This window comes from Streptomyces sp. NPDC006733 (assembly GCF_040636125.1).
Lineage (GTDB): Bacteria > Actinomycetota > Actinomycetes > Streptomycetales > Streptomycetaceae > Actinacidiphila.
In genome coordinates this window covers 25442-50839 of sequence record NZ_JBEYJD010000032.1, presented here as the reverse complement: position 1 = coordinate 50839, position 25398 = coordinate 25442, and the positions used below count along the sequence as shown (strand labels likewise).

General features: G+C 73.2%; 23 protein-coding genes. 7 read left to right on the top strand and 16 right to left on the bottom strand.

Annotation, left to right across the window (positions count from 1 at the left end):
• Window positions 1-6 precede the first annotated feature (6 nt).
• A complete protein-coding gene (locus ABZ721_RS26475; protein WP_358791200.1) occupies window positions 7-1551 on the top strand; it encodes a GMC oxidoreductase in 1545 nt (514 codons plus the stop codon).
• Window positions 1552-1691: 140 nt separating this feature from the next.
• Here the strand turns inward: ABZ721_RS26475 and ABZ721_RS26470 are convergent, their stop codons facing one another.
• Window positions 1692-1820 (bottom strand): hypothetical protein, encoded by a 129-nt coding sequence (locus ABZ721_RS26470; RefSeq protein ID WP_358791199.1) that lies wholly within the window; start codon window positions 1818-1820, stop codon window positions 1692-1694.
• Between the two features lie 384 nt (window positions 1821-2204).
• Here ABZ721_RS26470 and ABZ721_RS26465 point away from each other — a divergent pair, with 384 nt between their 5' ends.
• A complete protein-coding gene (locus ABZ721_RS26465) occupies window positions 2205-2765 on the top strand; it encodes a dihydrofolate reductase family protein (RefSeq protein ID WP_358791198.1) in 561 nt (186 codons plus the stop codon).
• Window positions 2766-2831: 66 nt separating this feature from the next.
• Here the strand turns inward: ABZ721_RS26465 and ABZ721_RS26460 are convergent, their stop codons facing one another.
• Complete coding sequence (locus ABZ721_RS26460) at window positions 2832-3233, bottom strand: RidA family protein (RefSeq protein WP_358791197.1); 402 nt, start codon at window positions 3231-3233, stop codon at window positions 2832-2834.
• A 107-nt stretch (window positions 3234-3340) separates the two neighbouring features.
• Here ABZ721_RS26460 and ABZ721_RS26455 point away from each other — a divergent pair, with 107 nt between their 5' ends.
• On the top strand, window positions 3341-4336 hold the full coding sequence (locus ABZ721_RS26455; RefSeq protein ID WP_358791196.1) for a WYL domain-containing protein: 996 nt from the start codon (window positions 3341-3343) through the stop codon (window positions 4334-4336).
• Between the two features lie 54 nt (window positions 4337-4390).
• Here the strand turns inward: ABZ721_RS26455 and ABZ721_RS26450 are convergent, their stop codons facing one another.
• The 3 genes from ABZ721_RS26450 to ABZ721_RS26440 are packed head-to-tail and all read right to left on the bottom strand — an operon-like array spanning window position 4391 to window position 6698.
• Window positions 4391-5386, bottom strand: coding sequence for an ABC transporter permease subunit (locus tag ABZ721_RS26450; protein ID WP_358791195.1), 996 nt, complete (start codon window positions 5384-5386; stop codon window positions 4391-4393).
• A complete protein-coding gene (locus ABZ721_RS26445; RefSeq protein ID WP_358791194.1) occupies window positions 5383-6276 on the bottom strand; it encodes an ABC transporter ATP-binding protein in 894 nt (297 codons plus the stop codon). Before ABZ721_RS26445 ends, ABZ721_RS26450 begins: the two co-directional genes overlap by 4 nt.
• Before the next feature lie 17 nt (window positions 6277-6293).
• The gene (locus tag ABZ721_RS26440; RefSeq protein WP_358791193.1) at window positions 6294-6698 is read right to left on the bottom strand and encodes a GntR family transcriptional regulator; all 405 of its coding nucleotides are present in this window, start codon (window positions 6696-6698) and stop codon (window positions 6294-6296) included.
• Between the two features lie 195 nt (window positions 6699-6893).
• On the opposite strand from ABZ721_RS26440, the gene ABZ721_RS26435 reads away from it, so the two are divergent.
• A complete protein-coding gene (locus tag ABZ721_RS26435) occupies window positions 6894-7589 on the top strand; it encodes an alpha/beta hydrolase (RefSeq protein WP_358791192.1) in 696 nt (231 codons plus the stop codon).
• A 72-nt stretch (window positions 7590-7661) separates the two neighbouring features.
• Here ABZ721_RS26435 and ABZ721_RS26430 read toward each other — a convergent pair whose 3' ends face one another.
• Window positions 7662-8441, bottom strand: coding sequence for an SDR family oxidoreductase (locus ABZ721_RS26430; RefSeq protein WP_358791191.1), 780 nt, complete (start codon window positions 8439-8441; stop codon window positions 7662-7664).
• Between the two features lie 124 nt (window positions 8442-8565).
• On the opposite strand from ABZ721_RS26430, the gene ABZ721_RS26425 reads away from it, so the two are divergent.
• The gene (locus tag ABZ721_RS26425) at window positions 8566-9927 is read left to right on the top strand and encodes an RNA polymerase subunit sigma-70 (RefSeq protein ID WP_358791190.1); all 1362 of its coding nucleotides are present in this window, start codon (window positions 8566-8568) and stop codon (window positions 9925-9927) included.
• Window positions 9928-10017: 90 nt separating this feature from the next.
• On the top strand, window positions 10018-10788 hold the full coding sequence (locus ABZ721_RS26420) for an SDR family oxidoreductase (protein WP_358791189.1): 771 nt from the start codon (window positions 10018-10020) through the stop codon (window positions 10786-10788).
• Between the two features lie 96 nt (window positions 10789-10884).
• On the opposite strand, the gene ABZ721_RS26415 is transcribed toward ABZ721_RS26420, so the two are convergent.
• The 10 genes from ABZ721_RS26415 to ABZ721_RS26370 form a co-directional block, all read right to left on the bottom strand.
• Window positions 10885-13905 (bottom strand): SGNH hydrolase domain-containing protein, encoded by a 3021-nt coding sequence (locus ABZ721_RS26415; RefSeq protein WP_358791188.1) that lies wholly within the window; start codon window positions 13903-13905, stop codon window positions 10885-10887.
• Between the two features lie 15 nt (window positions 13906-13920).
• Window positions 13921-15591, bottom strand: a complete 1671-nt coding sequence (locus tag ABZ721_RS26410; protein ID WP_358791267.1) for a cellulose synthase catalytic subunit — start codon at window positions 15589-15591, stop codon at window positions 13921-13923.
• A gap of 197 nt (window positions 15592-15788) precedes the next feature.
• Window positions 15789-16307, bottom strand: a complete 519-nt coding sequence (locus ABZ721_RS26405; RefSeq protein ID WP_358791187.1) for a hypothetical protein — start codon at window positions 16305-16307, stop codon at window positions 15789-15791.
• 133 nt (window positions 16308-16440) lie between these two features.
• Complete coding sequence (locus ABZ721_RS26400) at window positions 16441-16899, bottom strand: HIT family protein (RefSeq protein WP_358791186.1); 459 nt, start codon at window positions 16897-16899, stop codon at window positions 16441-16443.
• A 10-nt stretch (window positions 16900-16909) separates the two neighbouring features.
• Window positions 16910-17647, bottom strand: coding sequence for a methyltransferase domain-containing protein (locus tag ABZ721_RS26395; RefSeq protein ID WP_358791185.1), 738 nt, complete (start codon window positions 17645-17647; stop codon window positions 16910-16912).
• A 213-nt stretch (window positions 17648-17860) separates the two neighbouring features.
• Entirely contained in the window at window positions 17861-19795 is a 1935-nt protein-coding gene (locus ABZ721_RS26390; protein WP_358791184.1) for a phosphocholine-specific phospholipase C, read from the bottom strand.
• 303 nt (window positions 19796-20098) lie between these two features.
• A complete protein-coding gene (locus ABZ721_RS26385; protein ID WP_358791183.1) occupies window positions 20099-20353 on the bottom strand; it encodes a DUF6296 family protein in 255 nt (84 codons plus the stop codon).
• A gap of 132 nt (window positions 20354-20485) precedes the next feature.
• A complete protein-coding gene (locus ABZ721_RS26380; protein ID WP_358791182.1) occupies window positions 20486-20647 on the bottom strand; it encodes a carbohydrate-binding protein in 162 nt (53 codons plus the stop codon).
• A gap of 72 nt (window positions 20648-20719) precedes the next feature.
• Window positions 20720-22681: an ABC transporter ATP-binding protein gene (locus ABZ721_RS26375; protein ID WP_358791181.1), complete on the bottom strand. Its 1962-nt coding sequence runs from the start codon at window positions 22679-22681 to the stop codon at window positions 20720-20722.
• A 286-nt stretch (window positions 22682-22967) separates the two neighbouring features.
• Window positions 22968-23528, bottom strand: a complete 561-nt coding sequence (locus ABZ721_RS26370; RefSeq protein WP_358791180.1) for a DinB family protein — start codon at window positions 23526-23528, stop codon at window positions 22968-22970.
• A 282-nt stretch (window positions 23529-23810) separates the two neighbouring features.
• Between ABZ721_RS26370 and ABZ721_RS26365 the strand changes: the two genes are divergently transcribed.
• A complete protein-coding gene (locus ABZ721_RS26365; RefSeq protein ID WP_358791179.1) occupies window positions 23811-25193 on the top strand; it encodes a helix-turn-helix transcriptional regulator in 1383 nt (460 codons plus the stop codon).
• The last annotated feature ends 205 nt before the right edge of the window (window positions 25194-25398 follow it).

Genomic DNA, 25398 nt, shown 5'->3' with positions numbered 1-25398 from the left:
ACTGACATGGACGAGTTCGACTACGTCGTCGTCGGCGGCGGCACGGCCGGCGCGGTGGTGGCCGCACGGCTGACCGAGGACCCGGACGTCACCGTCTGCGTGCTGGAGGCCGGCCCCTCGGACGTCGGCGACGACAACATCCTGCGACTCGACCAGTGGATGGGGCTGCTGGAGTCCGGCTACGACTGGGACTACCCGGTGGAGCCGCAGGAGAACGGCAACAGCTACATGCGCCACGCCCGGGCGAAGGTGCTCGGCGGCTGCTCGTCGCACAACTCCTGCATCGCCTTCTGGGCACCGGCGGAGGACCTCGACGAGTGGGGGGCGCTGGGCTGCACCGGCTGGAGCGCCGCGGACTGCTTCCCGCTCTACCAGCGGCTGGAGACCAACGACGCGCCCGGCGACCACCACGGCCGCTCGGGCCCGGTCACGCTGCGCACCGTCCCGCCGAACGACCCGTGCGGCAGGGCGCTGCTGGAGGCGTGCGCGGCGGCCGGGATCCCCACCACGCCGTTCAACACCGGCACCACGGTGGTGCGCGGCGCGCACTGGTTCCAGATCAACGCCCGGGAGGACGGCACGCGTTCCTCCGCGTCGGTGTCGTACCTGCACCCGATCATGGGCAAGCGGCCCAACCTCGAGGTCCGCACCGGCCTGCAGGCCAAGCGGCTGGCGTTCGACCGGAACAAGCGCTGCACGGGAGTGGAGTACCTGGCACCCGACACCATCCACACCCTGGCGGTCGGGGCGCGGCGCGAGGTGATCGTCGCCTGCGGGGCCATCGACTCGCCCAAGCTGCTGATGCTGTCGGGCATCGGCCCGGCCGAGCACCTCAAGGACTCCGGCGTGGACGTCCTGGTCGATTCCCCCGGCGTCGGCTCGCACCTCCAGGACCACCCGGAGGGCCTGGTGATGTGGGAGGCGAAGCGGCCCATGGTCACCACCTCCACCCAGTGGTGGGAGATCGGCATCTTCACCGACACCCAGGAGGGCCTGGACCGGCCGGACCTGATGTTCCACTACGGCCAGGTGCCGTTCGACATGAACACCTACCGCCACGGCTACCCGACGACCGAGAACGCCTTCTGCCTGACCCCGAACGTCACCCGGGCCCGCTCGACGGGCACCGTCAGGCTGCGGACCCGGGACTCCCGTGACAAGCCGCGCGTCGACCCGCGCTACTTCACCGACGAGCACGACGTGCGGGTGATGACGCACGGGCTGCGTCTCGCGCGGGAGATCGTCGCGCAGTCCCCGATGGCCGACTGGGCGGGTGCGGAGCTGGCCCCCGGGCCCGCGGCGAAGTCCGACGAGGAGCTGCTGGACTACATCCGCAAGACCCACAACACGGTCTACCACCCGGCGGGCACCGTGCGGATGGGCGCGACCGGCGACCCCGACTCGCCCCTCGACCCGCAGCTGCGGGTCAAGGGCGTGACCGGGGTGCGGGTGGCGGACGCCTCGGTGATGCCGTTCCTGCCGGCGGTCAATCCGTGCATCACGACGATGATGATCGGCGAGAAGTGCGCCGACATGATCAAGGCGGGCTGAGGCCGGCGGCCCTCGCCCTCACGGGCGGGCGGGCGCGTGCGACCGCGCGGGCGGACGGTTTGCGAGGTGCTGGTCACGAGACGCCGGTCGCGGGATGCCGGTTGCGGGATGCCGGGGGGAAGTCCGGCATCCCGCTCGGGTCAGTGACCGCGGGTCCCCGGGACGGCGGCCACCAGCGCGGACCACTCACGGTCGTTCTGGCCGGGCAGTATGCGCCCGCCCTGGTGCCACTGCCGGACGAGTGCGGCGTAGATCGGGGGTTCGTCCATCAGAAGAAGCGATTCTTCAGCTGCGTCGTCGCCCGCCCCGCGCCGCCGTCGGCCGGTCGGAACCCCGAACTCCTGGATCACTGTCACGCCTCGACCAACGACCCCCGCCCCGGCCAGGCAATCCCCTGTGCCCGCCCTTCACCCCACCGAGTGCACGGGACGGCCCGGGCATCAGGCACCGGCACGCCCCTCGTACGCGCGAGCGATATCCGCCGGAGCGGACGCCGTTCGGTTCCGGCCGTCCGGGGAGGGCGCCCCCGGTCCGGGTCGGGCGCGTCCGGTGACGGCACGGAGCCGGCGGCGTAGAGTCGGCGCCGCGGAGGTGCGGTCACCGCATGCCGCGCGAACGCTGCTGCCCTGCTGACGTCGGCGCGAGGATCCGCGATGCGCAAAGTCATCCTGATGATGTCGGTCTCCCTGGACGGGTACATCGAGGGGCCGGAGCGCGACATCGGCTGGCACCAGGTCGACGACGAGCTGCACCAGCACTTCAACGACGAGATCCGGGCCCTGGGCGCCCTCCTGAGCGGGCGGGTCACCTACGAGCTGATGGCCGACTTCTGGCCGACCGCCGACAAGGACCCCGAGAGCTCCCCGGTCATGGCGGAGTTCGCCCGCATCTGGCGGGACATTCCGAAGATCGTCTACTCCCGGACCCTGGAGCGGGCGGAGTGGAACACCACGATCGAGCGGGACGTGGTCGTCGACGACATCCGGGCGCTGCGGGCCGCGCCCGGCGGAGACCTGGCGGTCGGCGGCGCCGACCTGGCGGCGACGTTCCTGCGGCTCGACCTGGTCGACGAGTACCGCGTCTACGTCCATCCGGTCACCATCGGCCGGGGCAAGCCGCTGTTCCCCGTGGCGGACACGAGAAGGACCCTGCGGCTGCGCGAGACCCGGGCCTTCGGCAACGGCGTCGTCCTCCTGCGCTACGAGCGCGGCTGACGCCGACCGCCCGGTGGGCGGGCGCAGGGGCCCGCCCACCGGGCGGTCCGGGCGGCCGGCGGCGCGTCAGGACCGGGCGGCGACCGCCTCGACCTCGAACAGCACGTCGGGCGTGGCCAGGCTCGCGACACCGATGAGGGTCTGCGGGGGCGGGTTGGTGCCCCAGCCCTCCCGTACGGCCCCGGCGATCGGCCCCAGCCTGCTCACGTCATGGTCCACCACGTACGTCCTGAGCTGGACGACATGGCCGAGGTCGAGCCCGTGGGCGGCCAGCGCGACACCGATGTTGCGGAACGTCTGCGCGACCTGCTCGGCGAAGTCGGCCGAGACGACCGCCCCGTCCGGGCCCGATCCGTACTGGCCCGCGATGAGCACCAGTTCCGTCCCCGCGGGGACGGAGGCGGTGTGGCTGTAGCCGAACGGGACCGGGTCGTGCAGGCCGTCCGGGTTGGCGATGGCGTGTGCCATACGGGTCACCTCTCGTGTGCGATGCGGCTGTTGTCGTGCGTAGGTCGTGCTGAAGCCTCGCAACCATTCACGACACGGTGTGTCATGTATTTCCGTACTGTCGTCGCATGCGCGCCGATCGGCTGGTCTCCCTGGTTCTGCTGCTGCGGCAGCACGGCCGCATGTCCGCGGCCACGCTCGCCCGCGAGCTGGAGGTGTCCACCCGCACCGTGCTGCGCGACATCGACGCGCTGTCCGCGTCGGGTGTCCCGGTCTACGCCGAACGCGGTCGGCACGGCGGGTTCGAGCTGCTGCCCGGCTTCCGGACCGAGCTGACCGGACTCAACCACGACGAGGCACTCGCCCTGCTGGTCGCCGGATCGCGGCGCGGCGCGCAGGCGTTCGGCCTCGGCTCGGCGCTCGCCTCGGCCATGCGCAAGGTGGTCGACGCCCTGCCCGCGAGCTACCGGGCGACCGCGGCCGGTGCGGCGCAGCGCCTGCTCGTCGAACCGGAGACCGACCTCCTCGCACGGCGGCTGGTGGCCGAGGAGGTGCCGGACGCGGTGGTCGGCGAGATCCGGCGCGCGGTGTTCGCCGGCCACAAGCTGCGCATCCGCTACGCGGCGGTGGACCGGGCCCCGGTGTGGCGCGAGGTGGACCCGATCGGCCTGGTCACCGTGCGCGGCCAGGGCTATCTGCTGGCCACGCGGTCCGGCGCGGACCGCACCTACCGGCTCGCGCGGGTGCTGGCCGCCGAGGAACTGGACCGGCCGGCCCAGCGGCCGGAGCGGGTCGACCTGGACCGGGCCTGGCAGGAGCGCAGCCGGCGCTTCCGGACCGGCGGCGACCAGGTCACCGTGCTGGTGCGGGTGGACCCGGCGCGGCGGGAGGAACTGGCCGGCACCGCGCTGACCGTCCGCGCCGCGGAGGGGGAGGCCGGGGCGGAGGAGGCCGGGGCCGACGGGTGGCCGCGGCTGGAGGTGACGTTCCAGGACGCGCGGCATGCCGAGTGGGCCCTGTGGCAGCTCGCCACGAACGCGCAGGCGCTGGCCCCGCAGTGGCTGCGCGACCGTCTGCGCGAGCGGGCGGCGGCGACCGCCACCTGGTACGGGACGTCCTCCTGAGGGCCGTCGCCCCGAGCGCCGGCCCGTCCCGCCGGCCCGGCGCTCGCCGCCCGGTCAGGCGACGCGGCTGATGCGGCGGACGGCGAGGAGGACCAGCAGGGCGGCCAGGGCGACGAAGATGCCCGTCTCGATCCACTGGAACGTCCAGAAGCGGTCACCGGGCTGGTAGCGCTGCCAGTTGTAGGCGCGGCGTCCCAGGCCCATCTGGTTCAGGCACGCGTCGGCGTCGGGCATCCCCGGGGCCGCCTTGGCCCCGACCGGCGGGCAGCCCGTCTGGCTGCCGCTCAGGACCAGCTTGCCCCCGGCGTCGCGCACGCCCATGGCGGCGACCCAGTTGCTGCGCGCGGGGTTCGGCTGCAGGTTGCCGGTGACGGCGTAGGTGAGGGTGCGCGGCGCCATGTAGTGCATCCTGGCCAGCAGTTCGATGCCGAGCCGGACGACGAGGAACCCGCCGAGGGTGACCGCCATGGCGGGCACCACCTTGCGCCAGACGGTGCCGGCGAAGATGCCCAGGGCCACTGCGAACAGGGTGTAGCCGATCGGCGCGATGCCCTGCACGTCGAAGATGATGTACGTGAACCGGCCGTTGCCCATGGTGGCCAGCGGCTCGGCCCACCACGAGACGCCCAGTGCGTACCCGACGGCGAGCAGCGTCGTGGCGGCGCCGATCAGACCGAACTTCGCCAGCGCCCACTGCCGGCGGCTGACGCCCTGCGTCCAGACGAACCGGTGGGTGCCGTGTTCGACCTCGCGGGCTATCAGCGGGGCCCCGAAGAACAGCCCCACCAGCAGCGGCAGCATCACGAACAGCACGCTGACGAAGGGCATCGCGGAGAACTGGTTGGAGAACTGCGTGCTGAGCTTCTGGCAGTCGTTGTTCGCCACGAGTTCGGCCGGACCCAGCTCGGACAGGCAGTCGGCCAGGCCTGAGTCGTCCAGGGCGTGGTGCATGCGCAGGCCGGTGGGGATCAGGAGGGCGGCGAGCAGGGCGAGGGCGATCGCGGTGAACAGGGCCTGCTTGCGGTGCTGGCGCCAGGTGAGCCAGATCATGCGGTCACATCCATCGGAGTGCGGGCCGGGCGGGCGGCGGCGGTGAGGTAGGCCAGGACGAGGTCTTCGAGGGTCACCTCGTGCTCGGACCACGCCAGGTCGCCCGGCGGACGGCCCTGGGTGCGCACGAGCAGGGTGGACTGCCGATCGGTGTGGCTGGAGCGGATGACCTGCGCACCGTCGGGAACCGCGTCGGCGGCGGTGCGCGGGCCGACCCAGGTCCGGTGCTCGGCGAGCAGGTCGTCGACGGAGCCGGCCAGTTGGACCTGCGCGGTCTGCAGCACGACCAGGTAGTCGCAGGTGCGCTCCAGGTCGGTCAGCAGGTGCGAGGAGAGCAGCACGGTGGTCTCGGTCTCGCCGACCGCGCCCATCAGCGTCTGCATGAACTCGTGGCGCGCCAGCGGGTCCAGGGCGGCGATGGGCTCGTCGAGGAGCAGCAGCCGGGGCCGTTTGGCGAGCGCCAGCGCCAGGGCGACCTGGGCGCGCTGGCCGCCGGACAGCCGGCCGACCGGCTTGTTCGAGGGGAGGTCGAGCTGGGCGAACCGGTCGCGGGCGAGGGCGGCGTCCCAGCGGCGGTTGAGCTTGCCGCCCAGCGTGATCAGGTCGGTGGTGGTGAAGTCGTTGTAGAGCGGGGTGTCCTGGGCGACGAAGCCGATGTCGGCCAGCACCGCGGGGTTGTCGCGCGGGTCCTGGCCGAAGACGCTCACCCGTCCGGCGTCCGGCCGCAGCAGGCCCACCGCCAGGTGCAGCAGCGTGGACTTGCCCGCCCCGTTCGGCCCGACCAGGGCCGCGATCCGTCCGGCCGGCAGCCGCAGGGAGCAGTCGCGCAGCGCCCAGGAGCGCCCGTAGCGCTTGCCCAGGGCGTCGGTCTCCAACGCCGTGTCCGTCATGTGTGCTCCTACTTCGTTCACGAGGGGTCCTTGGATGCCGGGTCGTCGAGCGTGGCGCGCATGGTGGTGTCGACGAGGGCGGCGATGTCGTCGCGGGGCAGGCCGGCGGCCCGGGCCTTGCGGAGCCAGGCCACCAGGTCCTCGCGCAGTTCGGCCTGGTTGACCAGCGACGGCCCCGCCAGCGTGCGCACGATGAAGGTGCCCACGCCGGGCCTGCCCTCCGCCAGCCCTTCGATCTCCAGCTCCCGATAGGCCTTCAGCACCGTGTTCGGGTTGATCGCCAGTGACTGGGCCACCGAGCGCACCTTGGGCAGCTGGTCTCCCGGCTCCAGCAGGCCGACCCGCAGCGACTGCTTCACCTGGAGGACCAGCTGCATATAGGTGGCCACCCGCGAGCGGCCGTCGAGCACGAACTCGATCACTTGCGTTCTCCTATTGTCCTACGACAGTAAGACAGGATCCTCGGGGCCCTGTGCGCTGTCAAGCACCAACGGCCTCGCTGGTTGCGGTGGTTGGGGCTCCGGGGTGGGGCCGCGCGTGGTCGCCGACGGGTGGGTGTAGCGTGTGAGTGACACGTGTAACTACAAGGGTCGGAGAAGGCCCGGGGCAGGAGAACCATGCAGCTCAACGTCCATGAGCGGGGCAACGGCGACAAGGTCGCGCTGCTCGTCCACGGGGGCATGTCGGACCACCGCACCTGGCACGCCGTGGAGGAGGAACTGATCCTCCGCGGCTACCGGGTCATCGCCCCGGACCTGCGCGGGCACGGCCGCAGCCCGCGGGGCGAGTACCGGGCGGAACTGCTCGCCGACGACCTGGTGGAGAACCTGCCGACCGGGGCGGATCTCGCCATCGGCCACTCGCTCGGCGGCCTGTCCCTCGCGCTCGCCGCCGACCGGCTGCGGCCGAGGCGCGCGGTCTACTCGGACCCCGGGTTCCGGGTGGGGGACCTGCCGCCGGAGGCGACGCGGTTCATGCTGGACCTCGTGGAGAGCGCGTCCGCCGACAGCGTACGGACGATGAATCCGCGCTGGTCGGACGCCGACGTCGCCGCCGAACTGGCCGGCTTCGCCCTGTTCGACCGGGAGTTCTTCGCGGTCACCGAGAACGGCACCGCCCTCGGGTACCTGCCGGCGAGCGCGGTCGTGCCGTCGCTGGTGCAACTGGCCGACCCGAGCCTGTGCGTCAGCCCGGAGAGCGCGCGGGAGCTCCGGGAGAACGGGTTCGAGATCCGCACGGTCGAGGGCGCCGGGCACTGCATCCACCGTGACGACTTCGACGGCTTCATGGCCTCGCTCGACGGCTGGATCTGAGGTGCGGCGGGCGGCGGCGGACGAGGGCGGGGCGCCCCCCGTTCACCGCCGCGTTCCGCCCCGGCAGGGCCGTCAGTGCACGGACATACCGCCGTCGACGAAGATCGCCTGCCCCGTGACGTAGGCGGAGGCGCGGCTCGCCAGGAACACCGCGGCGCCCGCGAAGTCCTCGGCCAGGCCGTTGCGTCCCACCATCGTGCGCGCGGCCAGCGCCGCGACCTTCTCGGGGTCCGACGACAGCCGGGCGTTGAGCGGCGTCATCACGAACCCCGGCACGAGGGTGTTGCAGGTGACGCCGTGCGGCGACCACGCCTCGGCCTGCGACCGGGCCAGCGATTCCAGGGCGCCCTTGGAGACGCCGTAGGCGCCGCTCTGGACGAACGCCCGGTGCGCCTGCTGGGAGGTGATGTGGATGATGCGCCCGAAGCCCCGCTCGGCCATGCCCGGGCCGAACCGCTGTCCCAGCAGGTGGGGGGCTTTCAGGTTCACCGCCATCGTGGCGTCCCACACCGCGTCGTCCAGCTCCTCCAGCGGCGGCCGCAGGTTGATCCCGGCGCTGTTGACGAGGATGTCCGGCTCCCCGAACACCGCGGCCGCCGCGTCGGCCGCCGCCCGCACTCCGTCGCCGGTGGACAGGTCGGCGCTGACCCAGGCGGCCCGGCAGCCGTCGTCGGTCAACTCGTCGACCGTGCCGGCCAGCTCCGCCTCCCTGCGGGCCACCACCACGACCCGCGCCCCGGCGCGGGCCAGCGCCCCGGTGATGGCGCGGCCGATGCCGGAGCTGCCGCCGGTCACCACGGCGACACGGCCGTCCAGCGAGAACAGGTCTGCGAGATATCCCTGCGAACTCATTCGAGCACCTTAGAGGGCGCGGCGACGAGGGCGGCCCCCGGGGCGGCGCCGGTCGGGGGAGGAGGCGCCGGTCCGGGCGGGGAGGTGCGGCGGGGGAGCGGGCCGGGTCCTTAGGGTGTGGGTCATGACGGAGAAGTGTCAGGTCTGCGGGGAGCCGATCGTGGCCGGCGGGCGGTCCGGGAGGACCGCGGTGTACTGCTCCCAGGCGTGCCGGCAGCGCGCCTACCGGGAGCGGCGGCAGCCGGCCGGGGTCCCGGCGCGGGAACTGGTCACGGAGATCGCGGACCGGGTGCGGCGGCTGCGGCTGGACCCCGCGCCCGCCTTCCACGCCGACGTCGAGTCGCTCTCCCCGCGGTTCGCCCAGCTCCGCCGGCTGGCCCGGCAGGCACGCGAGGAGACACCGGAGCCTTCGCCGGCGGCGGCCGCGGAAAACGTCACACCCGACGGCGTGACGAATCCCGTGACGCGTCCTGATCCGACGCATGGCGTGACGCGTCCCGTGGCGCTCACCGAGGAGGCCTTCGCCGCCCTCACCGAGGAGCACCGCCGGGAGCTGCGGGCCCACTGCTACCGCCTGCTCGGTTCGTACGACGAGGCGGAGGACCTCACCCAGGAGGCCTTCCTGCGGGCCTGGCGGGCCCGGGAGACGCTCGCCGCCGTGGACAACCCCCGGGCCTGGCTCTACCGGATCACCACCAACGCCTGCCTGGACTTCCTCCGCAGGAACAACCGCCGCCCGACCGTGTACGAGCCGGTCCCGGGCATGGACTCCGGCGACGGACCCCCGCCGCCGCGGCTGCCGTGGCTCCAGCCGTTCCCCGACGACCAGCTGCCCGAGACCCCCGCCCCGCAGCACGAGCCGGACGAGCAGGCGGTGGCGAGCGAGACCCTGGAGCTGGTCTTCCTGACCGCGATCCAGCAGCTCCCGCCCCGGCAGCGGGCGGCGGTGATCCTGCGCGACGTGGCCGGATGGTCCGCCCAGGAGACCGCCGACCTGCTGGGCTCCAGCCTCGCCTCCGCCAACAGCGCCGTGCAGCGCGGCCGGTCAGCGCTGCGCGAGGCGCTGCCGGGACGGCGCGAGGACTGGAGTGCGGCGGAGCCGAGCGCCGCGGACCTGGCGCTGCTGCAGAGCTACATGGAGGCGGCCGCGCGCTGCGACATCGACGCGATGACCGAGCTGGTACGCGAGGACGCGGTGCTGACCATGCCGCCGAACCCGTTCTGGTTCACCACCCGCGACGCGCTCTTCGCCTTCGTCCGGCCGAACCTGGATCCGGCGTCGCCGATGTTCGCCGGGTACTGGCGTCACCTGCCCGTGCACGCCAACGGCCAGCCCGCGGTCGCCGGCTACCTGCAGCGGCCCGGCACCAGCGTCTTCCGGGCCCAGCTGATCGACGTCCTGCGGGTGGAGGAGGGGCGGATCGCCCAGATCACCACGTTCGAGCCGCACCTGTTCCCGGCGTTCGGGCTGCCGATGACGCTCTGACACCGCGCCGCGGCGATCGATGAGTTTCCGCCCCGGGTGCGTCGTACAGGATGACGGGCGCGCTCGGCGCCCCTGACCGAAGGAATGAGCATGATGCTGCAGAACAAGGTCGCGGTCGTCTACGGCGGAGCCGGTTCCCTGGGCGCGGGTGTCGCGAGGGCCTACACCGAGGCGGGTGCGCGGGTGTTCCTCGCCGGCCGCACGGAGGCCACGCTGAAGCGGACCGCGGCCGAGGTGGGTGCTGAGTACGACGTGCTCGACGCCCGGGACGAGCAGGCCGTCGAGGCACACGCCGCGTCGGTCGTCGAACGGGCCGGCCGCCTCGACGTCTCCGTCAACCTCGTGCCCCGGGGCGACTTCCAGGGCGTGCCGCTCACGGACATGTCGCTGGAGGACTACACCCGGCCGGTCGTCCAGGGCATCGCCTGCCAGTTCATCACCGCGCGGGCGGCCGCCCGCCGGATGGTGCCGCAGGGCTCCGGGGTGATCCTGTCGCTGAACAGCGGGTCCGCCAACGGCAGCCCGATGATGGGCGGCACCGCCGCCGCCGACGGCGCGCTGGACGCGCTGATCCGCCAGTTCGCCCAGGAGATCGGCCCGGCCGGCGTCCGCGTCTGCGGGATCTGGACGGCCGGGGTCGCCGACAGCCTGACCCCGGAGAAGCTGGCCGCCGCCGGCGCCCCCGGCATGGACGAGGCCGCGGTGGCGGGCCTGGTCGGACACCTGGACAGCATGCGGATGACGAAGCGCTCGCCGCGGATCGCCGACATCGCCGCACTGGCGACGTTCCTCGCCTCCGACGCCGGTGTCTCCATCACCGGGACCTGGGTCAACGCCACCGCGGGCATGTTCCCCAGCTGACCCGCCGGCAGCGGCAGCGGCGGCGGAGCCCGACGCGCCGCGGCCCGCACGGGGGAGTCCGTGCGGGCCGGCGGGTGCGCGGGGCGCCCGCCGCGGTCAGGAGGGGGCGCCTCCTCGGGCCGAGACGGCGACGTACCGGACCCGCATCGGGTGGCCCGGGACGGTGGACGGCCCCGCGTCGGCGCCGAACGCGGTGGGCAGGTTGCCGCCGACGGCGACGTTCAGGATCAGGAACAGGCCGTGGTGCACGGCCGCGTCCCAGGTCTGCGCGTCCATCTGCGCCGCGCTGACCTTGTGGAACTCGCGTCCGTCGAGGTACCAGCGGACCTGTTCCGCACCGGCGGTCAGGTCGACCTCCACGGCGTAGGTGTGGAAGCCCGTCCGGCACTCGGGGCAGGGCCGGTCGCCCGAGCCCAGTCCCTGCGGCTCCTTGCAGGGGCCGCCTTCGAGGGTGCCGCAGTGCATGGTGCCGAAGACGGAGTCGCGGCCGTTGACGTTCTCCATGACGTCGAGTTCACCGATGGCCGGCCAGCCGGTGAAGCCGTCGCGCAGACCGGAGCCCAGGGTCCAGAAGGCCGGCCAGTAGCCGGCCGCCGCGGGCCCGGTGACGTCGGGCAGCGCGATCGCGGCCTCGATGCGGAGCACGCCCCCGGGCGGCGGGGCGAAGTCGGAGCGTCTGGACTCGATGCGGCCCGAGGTCCACCGCCCGTTGCGCAGCCGGGGCACGATCTCCAGCGCGCCCTTCCCGTCCAGCCGGACGTTGTCCGTGGAGTCGGTCATGGTCTCGATCTCCCCGGTGCCCCACTGGGGAGCCGGGCAGCCGGGGTAGCAGGTGCCGAGGTCGTACTGCCAGTTCGCGGCCGACGGGCGGCTGCCGGCGGGTCCGTCGAACTCGTCCCTGAGCAGCTGTGTCCAGCGGTCCGAGGGGAGCGCGCCGGAGTTGGGGAGGGCTCCCGCGTCCGTGAGCAGCCGTTTCAGCCGCGGTGCCAGGACGGTGGCGGCGACGTTGGTCAGGTGCGCGTCGTCGCGGTACAGCAGGATCCGTTCCAATACCGCCGGGCAGGTGGGGCCCTTTCCGGGGCACAGCACGGAGTTCACCTCGACGGTCCGCACGCCCGGCAGCCGGCCGGCCGCGACCGAGGCCGCGAGCGGATCGGGCCACTGCGCTGCGGCGCGGTCGAAAGCGCACGCGTCCGGGTCCTGGGTGTGCCCGGAGACGCAGGCCGGGATGTCCGTCCCGGGGACGGGGGTGTCCTGGAGGTGGACGACTGGCACGCCGAGGGCGCGCAGCGGCGCCAGCGTCCGCTCCCAGCCGGCGGTCAGGAGCGCCTGGTCGTCGGTGTAGCGGTTGAGGGACGACACGACGATCAGCCGGGGCTTCGGTCCCTGGCGCAGCCGCGCCAGGGCGTTCGCGCGCCAAGTGTCGCACTCCGTGTACGTCCGCCCCAACTGCGGGTTGCGCACCGTCAGGTGCGGCAGCGGGCAGCCCTGCTTCACCAGTTCCTGCAGCGCCCAGCCGCGTTCGGCGGCGATGCCCAGCAGGGGGGAGAACCACTGGCCGGCGTGCGAGTCGCCGAGCAGGACGATCCGGTCCGGGCTCGTGGTCACGCCGAACAGGCAGGGCGGGCTGGTGGTGGCGGCGGGCGCCACCTCGCAGGCGCCGTCCGGCGGGAAGTCCTTGCGGGCCTGGACGGCGCCCGGCAGCGGTGGGCCGTCCCCGAGCGGGGTGCCGGTGCGCGCCAGCAGCGACTTGCCGTCGGCCGCGCCCGGAGGCAGCCCCTTCGGGTCGAACGCGGGGGCCGACGCGAGCATGTTCATCGTTCCGGTGCCGACCACCAGCGCCAGGACCACCGGCAGGACGACCGCGGCGGTGCCCAGGGCGAAGCCGCGCCGCGGGAACTCGGAGACGGTCCTGCTGCGGCGCAGCGGCTGTTCGATCCAGCGCATCGTGGCCCAGGCGGGGAGCGCGGCGGCGGCGGTCAGCGCCGTTCTGGCGGGCCAGTCGAGCGTGCCCAGCCGGGCTTCGGCGAGGACGAGCACCGGCCAGTGCCACAGGTAGAGGGTGTAGGAGAGCCGGCCGATCGCCCGGGGTATCCGGCCGCTGAGGACGCGGCCGACGCCGTACGCGGTGCCGGCGCTGACATTGGTGCTGGTGCTGGTGCCGATGCCCGCCAGGATGATCGCGGCAGTGGCGAGCGTCGGCAGGAGCGCGGCGTATCCGGGGTACGGCGTGGCGGCGTCGTAGCGCACCACGCACCATCCGACGGCGGCGGCTCCGGCCCAGCCGCCCAGCAGGCGGATCGGCGGCAGGCCGCGCAGCCGGTGCCACGGGGTCAGCGCCAGCAGCGCCCCGACCCCGAACTGCCAGGCGCGGGAGGGTGTCCCGAGGTAGGCCAGGGAGACGGAGGAGTGCGTCCAGTGCAGCGCCAGCAGGAAGGAGCCGCACGTCAGCAGGGCGGTGACGGTGAAGACGGCCGACCGCACGGCCCGGCCCCGGCGGGAGATCCTGAGGACCGCGAAGACGATCAGCGCGAGCAGCGGACCCCAGACGAGGTAGAACTGCTCCTCCACGGCGAGCGACCAGAAGTGCAGCAGCGGGCTCGGATCGCGGCCGGCGGCCAGGTAGTCGGTCTGCAGGGAGACGAAGCGCCAGTTGGCGGTGGACAGCGCGGCGGCGAGGACGTCGTACTCGAGGTCGGTACGGCGCAGCGGGACGGTGAGCCAGGCGGCCGCCAGGGCGGTGGCGCCGAGGACGACGGCCGCCGAGGGCAGCAGCCGGCGGGCCCGGCGGGAGAAGAACTCGCCGAGGCGGATGCGGCCGGTGGTGGCCGCCTCGCGGACCAGCAGTCCGGTGATCAGGTAGCCGGAGATGACGAAGAAGACGTCCACGCCGACGAACCCGCCGCCCAGGCCGGGTATTTCGGCGTGGAAGGCGAGCACGGCGAGTACCGCCGCCGCGCGCAGGCCCTCGATGTCGGGGCGGAACGCGGGGGTTGGTGACGTGTCCCCGGTGGCCGGGGTTGCGGCGGCCGGGGTTCCGGTGGGGGCCGGCCCGCGGGACGGGCGGCCGGGGGAACCGGTTTCGGGATGTCGGTCCGGAACCGTGGTGGAAGACATGGGTGTGATGACCTTTCAGCTCAGCCAGGGAAGCATGGGGCTGACCCATCCGGAGGCGAGCAGGGCGGTGAGCAGGAGCAGTGAGGTGGCGGCGAGCGCTTCGGGCCAGCGCCGGGGCAGCATGCCGGGGCGGGCGGGCCGGGTGGCGCGGACGGACGCGGCTCTCGCCGGGAGCAGTTCGGTGATCAGGTCGCGGACCAGCGGCAGGCCGATCTGGCACTGCACCAGCAGGTACAGGGCCAGGCCCCAGTTGGGCCACCATCCGTTGCGGACGACGGACAGGGCCAGGCCCGCGGCGGCCGCGCCGAGGGAGCCGATGAGCCAGGCGAGCGAGACCAGCACCACCTTGCGGGCCATCCCGCTGGGTTTCACCCGGCCGACGCCGGTCGGTACCCAGGCGGCGCTGTGGCCGCGCAGCGTGTGCAGGAACGCGGCCGCGGCGGCGACGCTCGTCAGGACGTTGGCGCGGATGACCTCGACCCGCCACCGGGTGTGGCTGATCCGGGGCAGCAGCACGTGCCACAGCCACAGCGGCGCGAGCAGCGGCAGGACGTGCCAGGGACGTATCTGGTCCGGGTACCAGAACATCATCACCAGCGGCGGCAGCGGAGCGGCGAAGGTGTTCACCGCCGCGGTCAGGTAGCCGACGATGCCCTCGTAGAAGCACAGCCGCATCCGCCAGGGCGCGCCCATGCGCTTGAGGTCGGAGTTCCGGATCAGGTGCAGGTTGCCCATCGCCCAGCGGTACTGCTGGTTGACGAAGGACGAGAGGTTGTCCGGCGAGGTGCCCTTGGCGACCAGCACCGGGACGTAGAGCGTGCGGAATCCCCGCTCGTAGAGGGCGAGTCCGGTGTAGAGGTCCTCGCTGTGGTCGAGCTTGGCGAAGCCGCCCGCCGCGTCGATCGCGGTGCGCCGGTAGACGGCGTTGCTGCCGCAACAGATGGCCGCGTCGCTGGCGTCGCGCGAGGGTTGGATCCAGCGGAAGAACCACTCCTGGGCCGAGCCGGCCGCGCGCTGGATCCAGTCCATCGACTCGTCGGTGTCGAAGCACTGCGGGCTCTGGACGATGCCGATCCCGGGGTCGGCGAAATACGGCAGCAGGTGGTGCAGGAAGTCGGGGCGGGGTGCGAAGTCCGCGTCCAGGATGGCGATGTACTGCCCGCTGCTCACGGTGAGCGCGTGGTTGAGGTTGCCGGCCTTCTTCAGGTGCCCGCGGTCCGGGCGGACGACGTACCGGTAGCCGTGCGCGGCTGCCAGGGCGGCCACGTCGGGGCGGTCGGCGTCGTCGAGCACCCAGACGGTCAGGGATCCGGCCCAGTCGACGGCCGCGACGGCCCGGTAGGCGTTCTCCAGGACGGCGAGCGGTTCGCCGCAGGTCGGCAGGTACAGGTCGACGTCCGGCAGTTCGGCCGGCCGCCAGGCTTGGGTGAGCACTTCGTGCGAGTGCCGGGTCAGCCGGCGCTGGCGCAGGCTGTTGACGGAGGAGAGGGCGAGCGCCACCAGATTGAGCAGCAGCACGGCGAGGAAGGCCCACAGGGCCGGCGTCCGCAGTGCGAAGGTGAACATGGTCGCCGCGGTGAACACGAAGGCGAGCGAGGTGCAGATCAGCACCCACCGGCGCTGCGGTCCGAAGTACCAGTAGAGCTCGTGGTCCGACGGTGGTTGCGGTAGATGGTCGACGGTCAAGTGTCCCCCCACGGGCGCGTGATTGACGATCCGTCGGCCACCCTACCTTCAAAGGTATAGACCACTGGCGGATCAATCCACGGACTGGGACAACCGCGCACTTGTTCACGGTGACGACAGGATTCCGCGACAGTCCGGTCATCCGCCGTTCCGCCGAAGCCGAGGTCAGAGGGACCGGGGCGGTCGTGGGCGGCCCGTCAGGCGGCGAGTTGGCCTGCCCAGTCGGCGAGTTGCCCGAAGTCCGCCGGGCGCAGCCCCAGGCTCGGCTCGATGCGCAGCAGCAGGAAGGGGCCGGAGTGGTGGGCGGTGACGTACTCGTGGTCCGGGGACCGGATCTCGTCGTCGATCCACGCGAAGGGCCGGCCGCCGGCGTAGCGGACGATGTCGTGGGTCTTGAAGTACGTGCCGTCGTCGCGCAGCGCGTGCAGCTCCGCCCAGTCGATGGCGGGGAGTTCCGGCAGGCCGATGTGCGGCGCGATCCAGCGGTTGGCCTGCGCGCCCCACGTCGTCGCCCACACCAGCTCGAAGGGCAGCGCCAGCAGCTGCGGACCGTGGGCGGGGTTGAGCCACACCCGCAGCGGCTTCTGCCACGGCAGGTCCCAGCCGGACGGGCGCGTGCGGTGCGTCCGGTACCCGGCGGGCCGCCGGTGGGGCCGCGCCGCGAACGGATTGAGCGGACCGTCGACGTCGATGAGGAGGAGGGGCTTGACGGCCACGCCGACTCCCTTGCTCAGTGCGGTCAGCGAACAGCGGCCACCCCACTGCGAGAAGCGGACTCCCGACTGGGCTACCCGGTCCCGCGGCAACCCAACCCACCGCCCCCCGGATCCGGGCAGCGGCCCCGCGGCGCTAGGCCCCGGGGGCGAGGGCCCGGCGCAGTGAGCGGGCGATGTCGTCGGCCCGCTCGGCCGGTACCCGCTCCCCGTCCGGGCGCTGGAGGAGCCCGAACACGCGGGGACCGCGCAGCTCCCGGGGCAGCTCCGCCATCCGCGGCACGATGTGGAAGTGCACGTGGGAGAACCCCTCCGCCTCGGCGAACTGCACGACGTACGTCTTCACACAGCCCGTGACCCGGTGCAGCGCGCGGGAGAGCCCCACCTGCCACGTCCCCAGCGCCGCGGCCTCCGCGTCGGTGAGGTCGTGCACGGTGGTGACATGCCGGCGGGGCACGAGGACCAGCCAGCCGGGCAGCGCCGTGTCGATCGCGTGGGCGACCCGCCAGTGCGCGTCGGCGGCGATGCGCTCCCGCGGGGGCAGGGTGTCGAACCGGGATTCCTCGGCGCAGGGATAGCAGTCCGGTTGCAGCATGCCGTCGAGCTTAGGCGTCGCGCCGGAAGAGGGCGGTCCACAGGAAGGGTTCGCCGAAGTGGGGGGAGTCCGGGGGTTCGTCGTGCATGCGGCGGAGTTCGATCTCGGTCAGGTCGGAGAAGATCCAGCGCAGGGCGTGCGGGGTGTAGGCCAGGCCGCCCCGCAGACCGGACCCGCGGTAGAAGTCCGCGTCCGGGAGTTCGGAGCCCATGCCCGCCTCACCCGCCGCGAAGCAGGTCAGCGCGAGGTGCCCGCCGGGGGCGAGGGCGCGGTCGAGCAGGGCGAGGTAGCTGACGCGGCGGTGGGGCGGCAGGTGGTGGAAGCAGCCGGAGTCGTGGATGAGGTCGTAGGGGCCGTCGAGTTCGGCCTCCGTGAGGGCGAACGCGTCGGCGCGGTGGAACCGGATGTCGGCGCCGGCGGCGCGGGCGCGGTCCTCGGCCCAGGCGATGGCCGCGGGGGAGAGGTCGACGGCGTCCACCTCATGGCCCAGGGATGCGAGGTACAGGGCGTTGCGGCCGGGGCCGCAGCCCAGGTCGAGGGCGCGGCCGGGGGTGATCAGGCCGCGCTCGGCATAGGAGGCCAGATTCTCGTCCGGCCGCGCCACGAAGAACGGCACCGGCCGGGAGCGGTCCGCGTAGAAGCCGTCCCACCAATCGGCCGCGTCGGCCGTCCAGCGGTCGGCCCCCGGCGCGAACAGGCCGTCCAGCAAACGCAGAACGTCATCGACCGTGCGGATGTCCCGGTCCATCCGGGCCTCCTTTCGCCGAGCGGAATGCTATCGACGGAAGGGGCATCAGGCCAGGTCAGGTGGTGTTCGCCGGATCGCTGTGCGGCGCCCGGAGGACCCCCGGCGGTAGCCGCCCCGCCACACCCGCGACCTCGCCCCGCGGGCCGCCGGAGCCCGTGCCGAGGGCTGTCCCGGCGGCTTCTGTGGCCTCGCCCGGGTGGGTTTCCTGCCTCGTCAGTGCAGGGTGCCGGCGTAGCGCCGGAGGTAGTCGGTGCCGGAGGTGATGATGACGTCGTAGCGGCCGTCGTCCAGTGGCCAGATGAGGGTGGTGCGGGACAGCGGGGCGACCGGGATCGTCTGCGCGGTTCCGGCGTAGTCGTGCGGGGTGAGGGTGTATGTGATCTCGGTGAGGCCCTTGTTGGCCAGGTGCAGGATGACGGACGTGCCGATCGCGGCCGTCGCCGCGGGCGCCGGGGTGTCGTTGCGGTCGGCGGGGACGACGTTCCCGGCGAACCGGCGGACGAAGCCGTCGGGGCCGTGCACGGTGAAGTCGTAGCGCGCGTCGGTCGGCGTGGTGGTCCACGTGTAGGTCTTCGTGTCGCCGGCGGCGACCGTGAAGGGGGTGCCGGCGAACGGCTGGATGATGTTCGGGTAGACGGTGTAGTGGAAGCCGGCCGTCCCGGTGTTGGCCATGGTGCAGGTGACGACGCCCGTCGCGCGGTCGATCGCGACCTCGGCGTGCGGGGCGTAGGGCAGCCGGCGGTGCGGTCGCGCCGCGCTCTCCTGCGCGGGCACGTACTGCGTGCCGGCGGCGGGCAGCGCGACGGCGGGGAACGCCGTGCCGGCGTCCGCCCGGCGCATCAGCTCGACGGTGTCGGGCAGCGCGGGGACGGAGTAGTCCGGGGCGGTGAAGTCGAAGCAGCTGGTGAGGTCGCCGCAGACGGTCCGGCGCCAGGCGCTGATGTTCGGCTCCCGGACGCCCGTCACCCGCTCCAGGAACTGCAGCACCGAGGTGTGGTCCGACACCTGCGAGTTGACGTACCCGCCCCGTGACCAGGGGGAGGCCACCCACAGCGGCACCCGGCTGCCCAGCCCGACCGGCTTGCCCTTGGCGAACTCCTCGGGCGTGCCCGGCTCGGGGGTGGGCGGGATCACGTGGTCGAAGTAGCCGTCGTTCTCGTCGTACATCACCAGGAACACGGTCTCCTTCCACACCTGCGGGTTCGACATCAGCGACCGCAGGGCGGAGTCGACCCACCAGGCGCCGTAGTCCGGGCTTGCCGTGGGGTGTTCGCAGTACACGTAGGGCGCGACCAGCCAGGAGACGGTGGGCAGCGAGCCGTCCTTGCAGTGCTGGTCGAAGACGCCGAGATCGAACTTGGTCATGGCGTTGACGTACCGCGGGTCGTCCTGGGCGTAGCTGTGGAACTGCTCGAAATAGGCGAGCGCGTTGTCGCCGTAGTTCCCGGTCAGATCGTCCTCGGTCGGGTTGTGGTAGACCCGCCAGCTGACCCCGGCGGCGTGCAGCCGCTCCGCGTACGTCGTCCAGTCCGCGACGGGGTTCTCCGCGCTGGCCGTGTTGTCGGTCCACGGGCCGGTGGTGCCGTCGTGGCCGGGGCCCGAGGTGCCGCTCCACAGGTAGAGCCGGTTGGGGATGGTGGGGCCGGCCAGCGAGCAGAAGTACGCGTCGCAGACGGTGAACGCGTCGGCCAGCGCGTACTGGTACGGGATGTCCGCGCGGGTGAAGTACCCCATGGTGCGCTGGCCCTTGGCGGCAATCCAGGCGTTCATGGCACCGTTGTTGACGGCCTTGTGGCCGGTGTTCCAGTCGTGCGGGAGGCCGGCCGCGTTCTGGGCGTTGTACTTGGTGGTGTCCATCCGGTACGGGAGCATGGCGCCGCCGTCGGTGCGGGCGGGGTCGGGCTGGCGGAAGACGTCACCGCCGCCGGGGAACTGCAGGGCCTGCTTGTCGGCGAAACCGCGGACGCCGCCGAGGGTTCCGAAGTAGTGGTCGAAGGAGCGGTTCTCCTGCATGAGGATGACCACGTGCTTCACGTCGGCCACGGTGCCGGTGGCCGCGGCCGCCTCCTGGGCGGCGGAGAGGCCGACCATGCTGGCGGCGCCCGCGGCGGTGGCCGACAGGAACGTGCGGCGGCTGAGCGGAGTCATCGGTCGGCCTTTCGGAGCGCGAGAGAGCGATGGCGGTGGCGCCGCGACGTGGCGGACGCTCGCGCCCGCGGCGCGGCAGGGGACGGCCGGAGTGACGACCCATCAGTGATCCACGGGTGGCTGGAGTATTCCACGCGGGTGCCGTGAAGGGAATGACAGAAGGGAATACCATTCCTGGTGTCGAGAACGGCGGATCGGAATTCAGGTGATTATCCGATCGCATTTCGCGCAGGACGCGACGACGCCGCCCGGGTCGGGCCTTCGAGGAAGGCGCGACCCTGGCGGCGGGTGAAGGCCAAGGGGTCAGTCGTCGGCCGGGGGCAGCCGGTGGACCGCGGAGGGGGACTGGGGGCGCTGGCCGCCGCCGCTCGCGATCATGCGCACCTGGCCCGCGTCGCTGATCTCGGCGCGGATGATTTTGGTCCGGTCGACGTAGATCGGATACCCGCCCGACCCGACCGCGGTCGTCGGAAAGACCTCGACGACCTGCTCGGCGGGCATGTCGTCCGCCGGGAAGGGGTTGGTGAAAGTGAGCTCGAAGCCGGTGCGCTCGGACATGGCGTCCTCCCAGCAGTGACCGCAGACGGTGCGGAGGCGTACTTCGACGCTACGACCGCCCAGGGCGGCACGCGACCGCAGCCGGTGGACGCCCCGTGCGGCGGCCGGCCGGCACCGCCCGGGAAACGGAGGCTACGGCTTGTATTCCTGCCATTTCGTGACCGCCGCCTTGGGATTCCACGCTGAATTCGACGTGTGCGTGGCCAGGCAGCGGTATTCCTTGCCCTGGTACGACACCCGGTCGTTCTCCGCGTACTGCTTCTTGACTTTCCAGTCCGAAAATCCTGCTGCCATGTACCGGCGCCCCTTCACTGGACCGGCGCGCTGCCGACCTCCCTGGATCTTCCCACGGCGATCCGGTGCGCCTCACCGCCGCTGCCCGGGGACCGCGCCGCTCTCGCCGGGCAGGTACTGGTCCGCCTGGGACTGGAACATCCGGTGGTAGCGGCCGGACTCGTCGGCCAGGAGTTCCCGGTGGGTGCCCTGCTCCACCAGCAGGCCCTCGTGCAGGACGTAGATCAGGTCGGCGTGCTGGACGGCGGCCATGCGGTGGGTCACCAGGACGACCGTGGTGGTCGGGGAGCGGAGCTCGCGGATCTTCTCGAAGCAGGCGATCTCCGCCTCCGGGTCCAGCGCGGAGGTCGGCTCGTCGACGATGATCAGTGAGGCGTCGCGGTACCAGGTGCGGCTGAGCCCGATCGTCTGCCACTGCCCGCCGGACAGCTCCGACCCGCCGCGGAACTGCAGAGCCAGCAGCGTCTTCAGGCCGTGCGGGAGCGAGCCGATGACCGTGTCCGCGCCGGAGAACGCGGCCGCCGCGGCCAGCCGGCCGGGCTCCGGGTCCCTGTCCGGCCGGCCGACCGCGAGGTTGGTCTCCGCGGTGAACGGCCAGCGCGCGAAGGACTGGTCGAGCAGCGCGATGTGCGAGAAGACCTGGTCGCGGTCGGCCTCCGCGAGGTCGACCTTGTCCCAGAGGATGCGGCCGGTCTGGGCCTTGTGGAGGCCGGCGAGCAGCTTCACCAGCGTGCTCTTGCCGGACCCGTTCGTTCCCACCAGCGCCACCACGCTGCCCGCGGAGATGGTCAGTGAGATGTCGTCCAGGGCGGGCCGCTCCCGGTCCGGGTACCGGTAGGTGACGTTCTCGAAGCGGATCTCGTCCGGGTGCTCCGGCACCGGCACGCCGCCGACGGGGATGGCGCGGGCGGTCGCCTCGAGGATGTACCGGTCCAGGTCGCCGGCGTACAGCGACTCCTCGTGGAGCCGGTTGACCGATCCGACCAGTGCGCCGAGGTTCGCCGAGCCGGTCCGCACCGCCATGACCGCCGTCCCGGCGACCGCCATGCTCATGCGCCCCGACAGCAGCAGCCACGCCAGCGTGGCGTACGCGAGGAGCGACGCGGCGCCCGACAGGGACGCGGCCAGCAGCTCGGTGGCGGCCTTCTCCCTGGCCAGCCGGGTCTGCTCCGCCTCGGCCGTGCCGGCCATCTGGCCGAAGTGGCGCAGCAGGAACTTTCCGACGCCGTGCACCCGGGTCTCCTCGGCGGCGGTGCGCCCGGTGATGGACTCGCCGATGACGCGTGCGGCACGCTCGTGCTCGATCCAGGCCATGGTCGACGCGTAGCGGCGCTGTGCCACGTGCAGCGCGCCCCAGCCGCGCGGGGCCGCGATCAGTATCAGCAGGAACAGGAGCACCGGGTGCAGCACGGTGAGCACGCCGGCCGCGGCGACCAGGGAGAACGTGCCGTTCAGCGTCGCCACCATGGCGCTGATCATCTGGCGGGAGGACTGGGCGCCGAACTGCGCGGAGTCGAGCAGCTTGCGGAACGCGCCGTCCTCGACGGCCTCCAGCTCCACCCGCTCGGCGTGCCGCAGGTACTCCTGGGTGGCCAGCCGCTCGACCTTCGGCTCCAGCCGGCCGGTGCTGGCCGTCGACAGGGACGACGCCACCGCGCTGGTCACGGCGATGACCATGCCGACGGCCAGCGCCGGCACCGCCGCGCGCACCCGCGCGACCGTGTCCCCGCTGCCGAACAGCGACTGCAGCACCTCGTTGGTGACCAGCAGTCCGACGGCGTGCGCCAGGCCCTGGTAGACCTCGGCCAGGACCATCGTCAGCATGGCGGGCCGGTCGGCCCGCCAGGCCAGCCGGACGGTCCGGCCCACCAGCCGCGGTGCCGAGCGCGCCATGGACAGCGCCGAGTGCTCCAGCATCGTGTACTCGTGCCGGGCCCAGCCGCAGTCGTAGCGCAGCGCCCCGCCGAACAGCAGGCGCTCGCTGTCGGACACGGTGGCCTCGACGGGCCGCGGCCGGCGGAACAGCGACCTCATCGGGGCACCGCCCCGGCGTGGGCCGCAGGGAGGCGGAGGTGCGGGGTGGTACGGCGGGTGGGAGTGCGGCGGGCGGGTGTGCGGCGAGCCATGGCGGTGTCCCTCGACGGTTCGGACGGTGCGCGGCACGTGCGGAGGCCGATGCGGTGAAAAGGCCCGGAAAGCCCTACACCTGCCCATCCGCGACCCGCGTCACCGCTCGCCGGGCCGGTGGACGGAAGCACGCCCGGAGCACGGCGGCGGCCGGACGCGATCCGGGGCGCAGTCGCGCGGCACACCGGTCCCGTCAGACGCCGCGTGCTCCGTCGATCCGCTCCCGCAGGAGGTCGGCGTGGCCGTTGTGGCGGGCGTACTCCTCGACCAGGTGGATGAGGACCCAGCGCAGCGACACCGTCCCGCGCCACGTGTCCTCGCCCTCGACGTCGAGGTCGGGCGCGGCCGCGACGAAGGCGTCGGCGAACGCCACCTCGGTGTGCCAGGCGTCCCAGGCCGCCGCGGCGACCTCGGGGACGGGCAGCGCGCCGGTGAAGTCCTGGTCGGGGTCGTCGGGGGAGGAGAAGCGCAGCGGTACGTCCTGCCCGGCCAGCACGATCCGGAACCAGCGGCGCTCGACGTCGGCGAGGTGGCGGACGAGTCCGAGCAGGGAGAGCGTGGAGGGCTCCACGGCCCGGCGGGACAGTTCGGCGTCGAGGCCCGCGCACTTCAGCTGCAGCGTCGTGCGCTGCGACCGCAGGAAGTCGACGAGCATGCCGCGCTCGTCACCGGTGGCCGGAGCGCGGAACCGCGGGTCCTGCTCGGCGGCGACGAACATCTCTGCTCTTCTTCGTGGGCTGGTCATGGCCGACATCATCGACCATGGGCGGCCGGGTCCGGAACGCCGCCCGGTCCCGAACGCCGCGCGTCCGGACTCAACCGGCGGGCGTCCGGGCGGTGTCGGCCGCCCCGCCGCCGCCCGCGACGAGGGAGGGCCCCTCGGGCAGCGCCGCGCCCGCCGCCGGCGTCCGGATCACGCCGGTCGTCCTGGCACGCCGCTCACCGCGGCCCCGACTTCTAGTAGGATCCAGCGCCGTTCGGTGCGCCGCTGCCGGGACGGCAGCGGCGGTATGACGACTTCCGACCGGGAGGGTCCATGGGCGCCGACACCATCGCGACGCGGCAGTCGTGGGCGGAGTTCGGACGCCGGCTGCGCACGCTGCGCCGGTCGGCGGGGCTGACCCAGCGGCAGCTCGCGCTCCGGGTGGGGTACCACCACACGCTGATCAGCAAGGTGGAGGGCGGGATACGGGAGCCTCCCGCCGGGCTGCCGCTGCGGCTGGACGCGTTACTGGGCGGCGGCGGTGAGCTCCTGGCGATCCTGGCCGGCCCGCCCGACGCCCGGTACGGCGTGCCCGCCCTGCCCGCGACGCTGTTCTCGACCGCGCCCCGCGATCCCGGCGACCCCGCCCCGCCGCAGCCCGTCGTGCACTGGCCGGCCCGGCTGGTCTCCTGCCCGCTGCACGGCGGGCAGTGCGACGTGCCCCCGCTGGCCGACGCCCTGACCCTGTTGGCCGCCACCGACGGCGACCCCGCCCGGACGCGGGCGTGGCCGGGCACGGACGCCGATGCCATGCACGCGCTGACCGCCCTGATCGTGGGCTACACCCAGGACGGGCTGGAGAGCGTGTCCACCGCGACGGTCGGTTCGGTCGAGCGGGTGCTGCGCGTCGTGGTGCGGTGGGCCGAGGCGCTGAACCGGCACGGGACGCTGCCGGTGCCGCAACTGCGGCTCGCCGCCGAGTGCGCGCAGATCGCCGGTTGGCTCCGGGTGGAGCGCGGGCAGCGCATCCTCGGCATGGCCTGGTTCACCCGCGGTCTGACCTGGGCGGACGTCGCGGGCGATGCCGTGGCCCGGGCGACGCTGCTGTGCGACGTGTGCACCCTGGTGCGCCTCGACGGGGACGGCGCGTCCGCGCTGGCCTACGCGCGGGAGCTGGGGGCGGTGGACCCGGGCCGTGCCTGGATGACGGCCATGTCGCACCTGCACCAGGCGCGGGCGAGGGCGCTGGGCGGCGACCTCGCGGAGTGCCGCGAGCGCGTGGTGCTGTCCCGTCGGGCGCTGGACCGGCTGGGCGGGCGGGACTTCCTGGAGGCGCCCTGGCTCGCCGGCGCCACCGGCCGGCTGCAGGTGGAGGCGTCGATCGGCGGGACGCTGCGCGACGCCGCGGCGATCACCGGCGACCCGTGGATCGCCCGGCAGGCCGTCCAGGCCACGCAGGCGTCGCTGGGCTGCCTGCCCGCCACCCACCGCCCCACCGTGCTGCTGCTGACCCTGCGGCTGGCCGACGCGCTCGTGTGCTCCGGGCAGCTGGACGCCGCGGTGGCCGCCGCGGTGCCCGTACTGCCGGAGGCGGTGGCCGCGGACCGGACCAGCGTGAACCGGGAGCTCGACGGCCTGCGGGCGCGGCTCACGACGCGCTACCCCGGTGCCCGGGAGACCCGCGGTCTGCTGGAGCAGCTGCCCCGCCGGAGCTGAGCGGCGGCGGAACGCTCCCTCTCGTTTCCCCTCAGGGGTCCGGCGCCACCGGTGCGCTCCGGCCGATGTTGCCGAATGTTGCCGGAGTTGGACTAGTCCATTGACCGGGACATGGCGCGATGTGAACGTTTCGCTCGCCTCCTCGCATCGCGGGAGTCCCGCCCCTCCCTCACCGGCCCGGGCCGATCGTCCGGCCGTGGAGTGG

Bases quoted from the DNA above. Each gene is read 5' to 3' on its own strand.
- ABZ721_RS26475 (WP_358791200.1), top strand. From the start codon at position 7: ATGGACGAGTTCGACTACGTCGTCGTCGGCGGCGGCACGGCCGGCGCG.
- ABZ721_RS26470 (WP_358791199.1), bottom strand. From the start codon at position 1,820: ATGGACGAACCCCCGATCTACGCCGCACTCGTCCGGCAGTGGCACCAG.
- ABZ721_RS26465 (WP_358791198.1), top strand. From the start codon at position 2,205: ATGCGCAAAGTCATCCTGATGATGTCGGTCTCCCTGGACGGGTACATC.
- ABZ721_RS26460 (WP_358791197.1), bottom strand. From the start codon at position 3,233: ATGGCACACGCCATCGCCAACCCGGACGGCCTGCACGACCCGGTCCCG.
- ABZ721_RS26455 (WP_358791196.1), top strand. From the start codon at position 3,341: ATGCGCGCCGATCGGCTGGTCTCCCTGGTTCTGCTGCTGCGGCAGCAC.
- ABZ721_RS26450 (WP_358791195.1), bottom strand. From the start codon at position 5,386: ATGATCTGGCTCACCTGGCGCCAGCACCGCAAGCAGGCCCTGTTCACC.
- ABZ721_RS26445 (WP_358791194.1), bottom strand. From the start codon at position 6,276: ATGACGGACACGGCGTTGGAGACCGACGCCCTGGGCAAGCGCTACGGG.
- ABZ721_RS26435 (WP_358791192.1), top strand. From the start codon at position 6,894: ATGCAGCTCAACGTCCATGAGCGGGGCAACGGCGACAAGGTCGCGCTG.
- ABZ721_RS26430 (WP_358791191.1), bottom strand. From the start codon at position 8,441: ATGAGTTCGCAGGGATATCTCGCAGACCTGTTCTCGCTGGACGGCCGT.
- ABZ721_RS26425 (WP_358791190.1), top strand. From the start codon at position 8,566: ATGACGGAGAAGTGTCAGGTCTGCGGGGAGCCGATCGTGGCCGGCGGG.
- ABZ721_RS26420 (WP_358791189.1), top strand. From the start codon at position 10,018: ATGATGCTGCAGAACAAGGTCGCGGTCGTCTACGGCGGAGCCGGTTCC.
- ABZ721_RS26415 (WP_358791188.1), bottom strand. From the start codon at position 13,905: ATGTCTTCCACCACGGTTCCGGACCGACATCCCGAAACCGGTTCCCCC.
- ABZ721_RS26400 (WP_358791186.1), bottom strand. From the start codon at position 16,899: ATGCTGCAACCGGACTGCTATCCCTGCGCCGAGGAATCCCGGTTCGAC.
- ABZ721_RS26395 (WP_358791185.1), bottom strand. From the start codon at position 17,647: ATGGACCGGGACATCCGCACGGTCGATGACGTTCTGCGTTTGCTGGAC.
- ABZ721_RS26390 (WP_358791184.1), bottom strand. From the start codon at position 19,795: ATGACTCCGCTCAGCCGCCGCACGTTCCTGTCGGCCACCGCCGCGGGC.
- ABZ721_RS26385 (WP_358791183.1), bottom strand. From the start codon at position 20,353: ATGTCCGAGCGCACCGGCTTCGAGCTCACTTTCACCAACCCCTTCCCG.
- ABZ721_RS26380 (WP_358791182.1), bottom strand. From the start codon at position 20,647: ATGGCAGCAGGATTTTCGGACTGGAAAGTCAAGAAGCAGTACGCGGAG.
- ABZ721_RS26375 (WP_358791181.1), bottom strand. From the start codon at position 22,681: ATGAGGTCGCTGTTCCGCCGGCCGCGGCCCGTCGAGGCCACCGTGTCC.
- ABZ721_RS26370 (WP_358791180.1), bottom strand. From the start codon at position 23,528: ATGTCGGCCATGACCAGCCCACGAAGAAGAGCAGAGATGTTCGTCGCC.
- ABZ721_RS26365 (WP_358791179.1), top strand. From the start codon at position 23,811: ATGGGCGCCGACACCATCGCGACGCGGCAGTCGTGGGCGGAGTTCGGA.